The organism is Clostridium sp. DL1XJH146 (assembly GCF_054819755.1).
This window is the reverse complement of record NZ_JBTVVN010000018.1, coordinates 63,767-73,281: the sequence shown is the minus strand read 5'-3', so window position 1 is coordinate 73,281 and position 9,515 is coordinate 63,767. Positions and strand designations below refer to the sequence as shown.

Here is a 9,515-nt window from a genome sequence, read left to right as displayed (position 1 = left end):
ATCGCTCGACTTGCATGTGTTAGGCACGCCGCCAGCGTTCGTCCTGAGCCAGGATCAAACTCTCAATTTGAAAAGTTCAATCTTTACTCAAAAATATATTTATTGACTGGCTTAAATCTCTGTTTAGTTTTCAAAGATCAATACTCTGTTGCTTTGTTTTAGCAACTTTTACATCATACCATGTTTGAAACTATTCTGTCAAGTAAAATTTAAAAGTTATTTAAATTTTCTGATTAATAATTTCCTACTGCCAGACCGAAGTATTTCGGCGACTCGTATATAATATCAAATATAAAAACCATTGTCTTTTCACTATTGTTTATATAGTTAAATTAAATTCATATTACAAGCCTTTTCAGCAATTATCTGCTTTTTTCTCATAGTGATACGCCACGATAAGTTTCCTTGATAATTCTTTGTTTTCATCCGACTATGTTTTAAATATAGGTTAGTTTATAAATTATTATTTATATTAATACTTACAATCAATTTGCGATTAATTAATACCGACAACTCATGAACTACATAGAATATAAAAAAAGAATACATGATAATAAAACAATATATTCTTTCTTATATCCTAATTTTATAAAAACAATTACTTATAATAATAACTTTTATTATATTTTAAACCTTAGTACATAAAATTTTCACCATTATGATACTATTGATAATACAGGTTTATAATCGGATGACCTTTCTACCCCAGCTTGAGTCATTTTAAATGGTTCTAATATATTTTCCAATTGAATTTTATCAAGAATACCTTCTCTAATGACTATATCCTTAACAGACTCTCCAGTTTTTAGCGCAAATTTTGCTATTTCAGCCGCTTTTTCATATCCAATGAAAGGACAAATTGCAGTAATTATTCCAACGCTATTATCTACTAATCTTGAACATACCTCTTTATTAGGAGTTATTCCTTCTATACAATTCTTAACAAAAGTTCTTACTCCATTAGTAAGCGTTTCTATTGAACTAAACAAATTATAAAATATAATTGGTTCAAAAGCATTTAATTCAAGTTGTCCAGCTTCCGCTGCCATTGTAATTGTAATATCATTTCCAATTATATTATAAGAAACTTGGCTCATAACTTCTGGAATTACAGGATTAACTTTGCCTGGCATTATTGAAGATCCATTTTGCATAGCTGGTAAATTTATCTCTCCAAAACCAGTTCTTGGACCCGAAGACATAAGTCTTAAATCATTAGAAATTTTCGACAGACTGACAGCACACGTTTTTATCGCTGAAGATGCATCAACAAAACAATCTAAATTTTGTGTTGCATCTACTAAATCTTCTGCTCTTATCAAATCTATACTTGTTACAAAACTAAGTATAGAGACTATTTTATTAAAATATATATAGTCGGCATTTAATCCTGTACCAATCGCCGTTCCACCAATATTTACACTTTTAAGTTCTTCTTTTGCTCGCTCTAGCCTTTTTATATCCCTATTAACTACTGCTTTATAGGCCATAAACTCTTGTCCTAATCTAATAGGTACTGCATCTTGCATTTGAGTTCTTCCCATTTTTATAACATCATCAAATTCATTTCCTTTGGTTCCTAGTGCTTCACTTAAACTTTTTAATTCCATTATCGCTTTATCTAATAATCTTATTGATGCTATTTTTCCTGCTGTTGGAATAACATCATTAGTTGATTGTCCCATATTTACATGATCATTTGGGTGAACAATAGAATAATCTCCTTTTTCTCCACCTAAAATTTCAATTGCCCTATTCGCTATAACTTCATTAGCGTTCATATTGGCAGAAGTACCTGCTCCACCTTGTATAGGATCTATAATAAATTCATCAAATAATTTTCCTTCTAGTATTTCATCACAAGCTAAGCTAATTGCCTTTTCAATATCCTTGCTAATAAGTCTAGCTCTACCATTTGCTATAGCTGCTGCCTTCTTTATTTCTGCTAGGGAATATATAAATTCTCTATTCATTTTATGACCTGTTATATTAAAATTTTCTGCAGCTCTTAATGACTGCACACCATAGTAAGCTCCACTTGGTACTAATTTTGATCCAATTGAATCTTTTTCCATTCTGAATTCCATAACAATACCTCCCATTTATAATCCCCAAAAATATTATAGATAAATATTAGCACTTTATAGTAAATTATTCAATATACATAGTAAATTACCGTAAACTATCTTGTTTTTGTTGAAAAAACCATGTTTTATTCTGTTTTGGCCTTTTTTTCATCCCCAAACCGAAATAATCACTACGTAATTTTATATACATTTTTTCTTAGTCTAAATTTTTTAGAAATCATTAAATAACAATGTGTAAAATTAAAGAATACAAGCAAATTAATAATAATTTTAATAATTTTAATATGATATCATTCACCAAAGGGTTCTTTAGTAAAGAAAAAAAAATAAAACCTCGTGAAGACACGAGGTTTTATTTTATAATATTGATTATTATTCTTGATAATTATCTAGAGTATTTTTTGCTTGCTGGCAAGCATTTTCAACAGCGTTTAAAGTTTGCTGGATTTGCTGTTTGTTTTGTGGTTTTTCAACTGTACTAACTGCTTGAGTTAGTTGAGATTTACATTGTTCTAATTCATTACATACTTGTTGAACATTTTGTCTTGCATTTTTACCTTTCATTCGTACTACCTCCATAAATTTATAATCAAATCTTTCACAGTGATAGTATGTTACTATTTCATAATAAAATACATTTTTTTCGGAAAAATACTAGTTCAAATTCTTTACCTTATTTTGTATTATTTATATTCATCATATAATTTTTTAAAAGCAGGTAAAGATCTTTCTATTTGATCAGTCTTAACGCAATATGATATTCTAACGTGTCCAGGGCATCCAAAATCATCTCCTGGTACTAACAACAAATCATATTTTTTTGCTTTTTCACAAAAAGCATAAGCATCATCTTCTAAAGATTTTGGCATTAAGTAAAAAGCTCCCTCTGGTTTAACACACTCATACCCAATTTCCTTCAAACCATTATATAATACATTTCTATTTCTTTCATATATTGATATATCAGCAGTTTCATCTACACATCTAGCAACAACTTTTTGAAAAAGACTTGGGGCACAAACATATCCAAGTACTCTAGCTGCACCACATACTGCAGCATACACTTCATCGAAATCTTCCATCTCACTTGGAACAACAATATATCCCATTCTGTCACCAGGAATTGATAGTGATTTACTATAAGAATAGCATACAAAAGTACTCTCATAATATTTAGTTAGATATGGTACTTCAACTCCGTCATATGCTATTTCCCTATAAGGTTCATCAGAAATTAGATAAATTACGTTCCCATACTCTTTTGATTTTTCTTCTAGTAATTTTACAAGTTTTTCAATAGTTTCTATTGAATAAACTACTCCTGATGGATTATTTGGAGTATTTACTATTACCGCCTTTGTTTTCTCATTTATTCTTTTTTCAAACTCTACAAAATCAATTTGAAAATCTTCAACATGTGCAGGAACAATGACTAATTTTGCTCCAGCCCCTTCTACAAAACATTGATATTCAGGAAAGAAAGGAGCAAATGTAATAATTTCATCCCCTGGGTTTGCAAGTGCATTAAAGCATATATTTATTGATGCTGCTGCGCCTACAGTCATATAAATATTGGACGCTTCAAACTCTGTAGTAAATCTACGGTTAATAGATTGAGCTATAGTTTTTCTTACTTCTAAATTCCCTGGTGCGCTAGTATAACTATGTATTGCTGTAGGTTCTTCTTCTTCTAAAATATTTATTATTGCTTTTTTCACAGCTTCTGGTGCAGGTACATTAGGATTTCCTAAACTAAAATCAAATACATTTTCAGCCCCAATTTCAGCTTTCCTCTTCATCCCAAATTCGAATATTTCTCTTATTATAGAGCTTTTACTTCCTAATTCATACATTTTATCAGATACCATAAAAATGCCCCTCCCATATTTAATTTGCTATATTTACGTGCATGTAAATCTATTCCTTAAACTGGACTAATTATACTAATAGTATAATTAGTAATCTTGATGGTTCGTTCCATTTCACTTGAAAAATCAATGTGCCCCCATATACCTATACTAACATCCACATGTGCCAATATCCCTATAGTTTTGTTCATTATATTATTCTTCCATTGCAATAAATAATTCCTCAACTGGAACTTCAAAAAATCTCCCCAAATTTAATGCTAACTCAAGTGTAGGATTATATTTATTATTTTCTATTGAATTTATAGTCTGCCTTGTAACTGATAATTGTTTCGCCAATTCCCCTTGTGTTAATCCCCTTTTATTTCTATGCATTTTCAAATTATTATTCATTTATTCCCCCATATTTTTATATTTTTTTGGTAAAAATAAAATTAATATATTTACCATAATTAACGGAATAAGTACAAAAGCCGCTGCTGAGATTAATCCAAAATGGTCTCCCAGTTTTCCGAATATAAAAATCCCTAAACCTCCTATCCCTCCGGAAAGCCCCATAATAAGCCCTGTACCCGTATTTATGTTATCAGGCATCAAATCCTGTGTGTACACTATATTCGCTGCATTAGTACAATTAAACACAAATCCTAAAAATATAAATGCTATAACCGCAAGAAACTTTGGACTAAAAACAATTAGTAGTACTACAAAAACAGCTATTACATTTGATATTTGTATTACCCTTTTGCTACCAAATGTATCATTCAAAAACCCACCAGCTATCGTTCCTGCAACATTCAAAAATAAATACGCAGAAAGTATTATCCCAGCAATTTTTATATCTATGTTTTTCAAAACCAATATTTGTATTCCAAAAGTCAAAAACGACCTTACTATAAAAACTTTATTTGTTGCTACAAATACCATAATAGATATCCACTTTAATTTAGTCTTATCAATCTTTTTATCTAAATCTTTTCTTTTATCAACTTTAGCCGGTATTTCTATCTTATGAATTTGCAGTGCATACATAATCCATGCCGAAATAAAAGCTATAATCATAAAATAAACCAACTTATCAACACCGTAATTCTCCACTATCGGTATAGTTATTAGTGGTGTAACTGATGCTGCTAGTCCTCCTATAGTCATAAAAAGCGAAATACTTTTACCCCTAGTTTTATTCCCAAGCATTGTAGCTGTTGCGCTTCCTAAAGGATGATATAAAGATGATGCTAAAGCCCCCATGAAAACTACTATTACAAAAACATAATAATTAGTAACTATTCCAGTTAAGCTCATCCATATTCCTATCCATATAATTGATAAAATCAAAAAATATGTTTTGCCATACTTATCCACAATACTGCCTATAATAGGCTGTGCAAAAGAACCGCTACTTGTGATCACAAAAGCTACAAAACCTTGTTGTGTTAAATTTAATGATAAACTAGTTGCAAATAAAAATAATATTGGTGGAATTAAGTTCATATAAAAATCATTGATAAAATGACCAAATGATACTGCTATAAGCCTCGTAAAATTACTTGTTTTTTTTTCGTTTCCCATTACAGGATTATTTGTTATTGTCTTCACTAAAATACCCCTCAAGCCTAAGATTTTATATCTTTTTATTAAAACATTTATATTGCTATTGATAATTTAATACTATATAGCATATATTTTAAACTATTTGCAAAGTTTTGTTAAGTAATTTTATCAATTTTTATAAATTAATTTGTATATTTATACGTCTTGTATGCCAAATTACGATTATTTCATCTCAAATAATCCCAGAATATCCTCTTCACTCATAGCTCCCAAACTTTCGCCTCCTGCTAATTCATCTCCCAATAATTCTGATATTAGTTTCTTCTTTTCTTCTTGAAGAGCAATTATTTTTTCTTCAATGGTTCCCTTGGCTATAATTTTTATAACCTCCACTACATTTTTTTGTCCTATTCTGTGCGCTCGATCTGTGGCTTGGTCCTCTACTGCTGGATTCCACCAAGGATCAAAATGAATTACTATATCTGCTGATGTAAGATTAAGTCCTGTTCCTCCGGCTTTTAAACTTATTAAAAATATAGAAGTTTCTTCTTCATTAAAGGCTTTTACCATTTTCATTCTCTTAGCAGAAGGGACTGAGCCATCTAGATAACTATAAGATATTCCTTCTTCTGTAAGTCTTTTATTTATATTTTTAAGAACTGAGGTAAACTGCGAAAAAACAAGTATCCTATGTTTTTCATTTATACTTCCCTGAAGAAGTTCAATCAAAGCTTCGATTTTACCACTTCCACCGATATAATCATCAATTAATACAGAAGGATCTAAACAAAGTTGTCTTAGTTTTGTAATATAGGCAAGTATCTCTAGCTTACTCTTTTTAAACTCCTCATCTTTTACTTTCTTTTCAATAAGTTCTACTGCATGATTTGCATAAGTTCCGTAAATTTTCTTTTGTTCATCATTCATTTCAACCATAAGTATTTTTTCTATTTTTTCAGGCAATTCCTTTAATACTTCCTTCTTTCTCCGTCTCAGTATAAAAGGTCTTATAAGTTTATTTAATTCCTCTAATACCTCTTTACTCTCATGTAATTTTTTATGATATCTTACACTAAATTTTTTCTCGTCATATAAATATCCTGGCATTATAAAGTCAAATATTGACCATAGTTCCATAAGTGAATTTTCTATAGGTGTACCCGATAGGGCAAATCTAGTTTTTGCCTTTATTTCCTTCAAAGCTTTTGCATTCTGGGAATGAGGATTCTTAATATTTTGAGCTTCATCTAATATGCAATAATCAAAATCTATTTTCTTGTATTCTTCTAAATCTCGCTTTGCTAAATTATAAGTAGTCACTATTACATGAAAACTTTCTATGTTCTTTAATATCTCTAATCTTTCCTCTTTTGAACCATTTGCCGCAGCAGCCTTTACAGATGGAGCAAATTTATTAAACTCACTAAGCCAGTTATATGTCAATGAAGTCGGTGCTACAATTAACGTTTTACTTCCTTTATTGGATAATATAAATGTAATGGCTTGAATTGTTTTACCAAGCCCCATCTCATCTCCAAGTATTCCACCAAAACCTAGATAGTCTAAAGTTTTAAACCAATTATAACCAATTTTTTGATATTCTCTAAGAGTAGCCTTTAACTCTACCGGTTCTTCAAATTTCAGATTCTCTATATTATTGAACTTTTCTTTTATTTCCTTAAGTTCATTTTTACCTTTTATAAATCGAAGATTATTTTCTTCTAGATAATCATATATAAAGGCACCTTTATTTTTAGCAATTTCTATACTATTCTCATCCATATCTATAGGTGAAACTACATCCAATAACTTTAAAAACTTTGCAAGTTCTAATTCCTCTAAATCTAGAAATTCTCCGCTTTTAAGCTTATAAAATTTAAGATTATCTCTAAATGCTCTTAAAATATTAGCAGTTTCCTGTGATGGTACATCCCCAATTTTAAAATCCATTTCAAAATAATTATATTTTCCTGATTTAATATCTCCACTAATTCCCTTTGCACCTATAGATTTAAGTCCTTTAAAATTCTCTGAATAATAAACCTCCCCAATTTCTTGAAGTTTTTCTATTTCATTTTTAAAAAATCTAAATAAACAATCTTCTTCACACATAAAACGAAATTTCTCTTTTATTTGTTCAAACCCTAACGAATTAAGAAGTTTTATAGTTGTTTCTTCTTTCTTTGAGTCCCTATAAATAATCTTTTCCTTACAATCATCGTATATATTAAACTCATACTTTCCGTACTTCACTTTTAATATTAATGTAATTTCCTTACCTTTTTGATCAAAATAAAAATTAAATTCACACTGATCCATAACTACTTTATTCTTTATCGCTTTAGATAAAGAAACATGAGTAGCAATACTATTAAGGTCTGGAATCAACCTTCTTAATATAGTATCTTCCTCTCCTTTATCCATAGTTACAACTTTTGCTTCATTAAACACTTGAAGATATGGACTTAATTTGTAGCAAAATTGGTACTCTGGTAAATATATTGACGTTCCATAAAGATATACATCATTTTTATCCCCTAAAACTATAGGCATCCCCTCAGGCGATTTCAATATATAATCACCTTTTACGGTCTTTAAATCAAAATTTATAGGAGGTGCCTGCAATAAGATTTCAGTGTCTACATCTCTATTAAAAAAACCATCACTCAAATAAACTCTATGGTCTTTTATTATTTCAAAAAATTCTCTAATTAAATATTTAGGTATATTTATAAATTTACCATTTATAGCGTTATATTCCCTCCTATTAACATACTTTTGTTTTCCATTTATTTCTTTAACTTTTTCTATAAAGTCAATTAATCTTTTATCCTTTGTACTTAATCTTTGATTTTTTATATCAAAAGTAAAATTCTTACTATATTTCACTGGAAATTTATTATTATACGAAACAATGAAGTGTTCTAAATCTTTTAAAACATAAAGTGTCTTTGATAACATAGCTTTAAGTCCAATCTTAAAATAAGCCGAAATATTATGATCCCACTGATTTCTATTTATATAAATATCCAATCTGATTTCATCCTTATTTTTGTCATCTCCTATAAGCATCGATAAAATACTATTTTTTTCTTTAAATATAGTAGTATCTACTACTTCTAAACTTTTAAAAAGAGGAAGCTGAATCAATTGATCTAAAGATTTATAATAAGTAGCCACTAAATGCTTACAGCAGTAGTTTTTTTTCTTAAATTCATTGTTTTCATAATCCAAACAGCTACAATATGTAGAAAAAATACTCTTGCTATCCTTATCAATCTCAATCTGTGTTTTATATTCATTAAAAAGATTTTCAGAAATAACATTACCTTCTATATAAATAAAATTATCTTCGCTTGTAATCTCTATATCAGATACTAAATCATTATTAAGAATTCTCTGACCCTTTGCATGATTTTTACCGCTAGTATCTTCATTAAACATTTGTAATAACTTATCCTCACTTATCATATTCTCACCCTATCAATATAATTTGAATTTACTCTTAATTATATCATAGATTGCAATATAATATTAAATTTAAGAATCACCTGAAAATTTATCCATATACATTTTTTTTGAAGAATATAAATTTAATATATTACCTATACTAGTATAAGTAATAGATTAATAATACGAGTAGTGATACATTGTGATGAAAACTATAACATCCAATAAAAAGTACCAAAAATGTATTGATATTTGTTTAGATTGTGCTCAAACATGCGAATGGTGTGCAACTTCCTGTTTAAATGATGCAGACGTAAAAATGATGACTAGATGCATAAAGCTAGATAGAGATTGTGCAGACATTTGCCTTGTAGCTGCTCAATTTATGGCTAGAGATAGTGAGTTTTCAAAAGAAATCTGTGCTTTATGCTCTCAAATTTGTAGAATTTGTGGAGAAGAATGTTCTAGTTTTCCACAAGATCATTGCACAAATTGTGCTGACATCTGCAATAGATGTGCAACCGAATGTGAAACTATGTCTAAATAAATTAAAAAAAGT

The 9,515-nt window shown here is 29.2% G+C and carries 8 protein-coding genes and 1 rRNA gene; 1 reads left to right on the top strand and 8 read right to left on the bottom strand.

All coding sequences use genetic code 11. The features are described 5' to 3' along the window. From ACVHXK_RS10475 to ACVHXK_RS10440, 8 genes are all read right to left on the bottom strand, one after another. Positions 1 to 70 (bottom strand): 16S ribosomal RNA (locus ACVHXK_RS10475); the annotation flags it as partial. Between the two features lie 586 nt (positions 71 to 656). Then, positions 657 to 2,087 (bottom strand): aspartate ammonia-lyase, encoded by a 1,431-nt coding sequence (locus tag ACVHXK_RS10470; RefSeq protein ID WP_461206336.1) that lies wholly within the window; start codon positions 2,085 to 2,087, stop codon positions 657 to 659. 372 nt (positions 2,088 to 2,459) lie between these two features. After that, positions 2,460 to 2,651, bottom strand: a complete 192-nt coding sequence (locus ACVHXK_RS10465) for a hypothetical protein (protein WP_461206335.1) — start codon at positions 2,649 to 2,651, stop codon at positions 2,460 to 2,462. Positions 2,652 to 2,770: 119 nt separating this feature from the next. Then, a complete protein-coding gene (locus tag ACVHXK_RS10460) occupies positions 2,771 to 3,955 on the bottom strand; it encodes a pyridoxal phosphate-dependent aminotransferase (protein ID WP_461206334.1) in 1,185 nt (394 codons plus the stop codon). 56 nt (positions 3,956 to 4,011) lie between these two features. Further along, entirely contained in the window at positions 4,012 to 4,146 is a 135-nt protein-coding gene (locus ACVHXK_RS10455; RefSeq protein ID WP_461206340.1) for a hypothetical protein, read from the bottom strand. Between the two features lie 4 nt (positions 4,147 to 4,150). After that, the gene (locus ACVHXK_RS10450) at positions 4,151 to 4,348 is read right to left on the bottom strand and encodes a helix-turn-helix transcriptional regulator (protein ID WP_461206333.1); all 198 of its coding nucleotides are present in this window, start codon (positions 4,346 to 4,348) and stop codon (positions 4,151 to 4,153) included. Beyond that, positions 4,349 to 5,551, bottom strand: a complete 1,203-nt coding sequence (locus tag ACVHXK_RS10445) for an MFS transporter (RefSeq protein WP_461206332.1) — start codon at positions 5,549 to 5,551, stop codon at positions 4,349 to 4,351. A gap of 177 nt (positions 5,552 to 5,728) precedes the next feature. Next, positions 5,729 to 8,977: a DEAD/DEAH box helicase gene (locus ACVHXK_RS10440; RefSeq protein ID WP_461206331.1), complete on the bottom strand. Its 3,249-nt coding sequence runs from the start codon at positions 8,975 to 8,977 to the stop codon at positions 5,729 to 5,731. A 184-nt stretch (positions 8,978 to 9,161) separates the two neighbouring features. Here ACVHXK_RS10440 and ACVHXK_RS10435 point away from each other — a divergent pair, with 184 nt between their 5' ends. Next, the gene (locus ACVHXK_RS10435) at positions 9,162 to 9,503 is read left to right on the top strand and encodes a four-helix bundle copper-binding protein (RefSeq protein ID WP_461206339.1); all 342 of its coding nucleotides are present in this window, start codon (positions 9,162 to 9,164) and stop codon (positions 9,501 to 9,503) included. The last annotated feature ends 12 nt before the right edge of the window (positions 9,504 to 9,515 follow it).

Excerpts from the sequence above, each read along its gene's own strand:
- ACVHXK_RS10455 (WP_461206340.1), bottom strand. The coding sequence starts at position 4,146 with ATGAACAAAACTATAGGGATATTGGCACATGTGGATGTTAGTATAGGT.
- ACVHXK_RS10460 (WP_461206334.1), bottom strand. The coding sequence starts at position 3,955 with ATGGTATCTGATAAAATGTATGAATTAGGAAGTAAAAGCTCTATAATA.
- ACVHXK_RS10440 (WP_461206331.1), bottom strand. The coding sequence starts at position 8,977 with ATGATAAGTGAGGATAAGTTATTACAAATGTTTAATGAAGATACTAGC.
- ACVHXK_RS10450 (WP_461206333.1), bottom strand. The coding sequence starts at position 4,348 with ATGAATAATAATTTGAAAATGCATAGAAATAAAAGGGGATTAACACAA.
- ACVHXK_RS10435 (WP_461206339.1), top strand. The coding sequence starts at position 9,162 with ATGAAAACTATAACATCCAATAAAAAGTACCAAAAATGTATTGATATT.
- ACVHXK_RS10470 (WP_461206336.1), bottom strand. The coding sequence starts at position 2,087 with ATGGAATTCAGAATGGAAAAAGATTCAATTGGATCAAAATTAGTACCA.
- ACVHXK_RS10465 (WP_461206335.1), bottom strand. The coding sequence starts at position 2,651 with ATGAAAGGTAAAAATGCAAGACAAAATGTTCAACAAGTATGTAATGAA.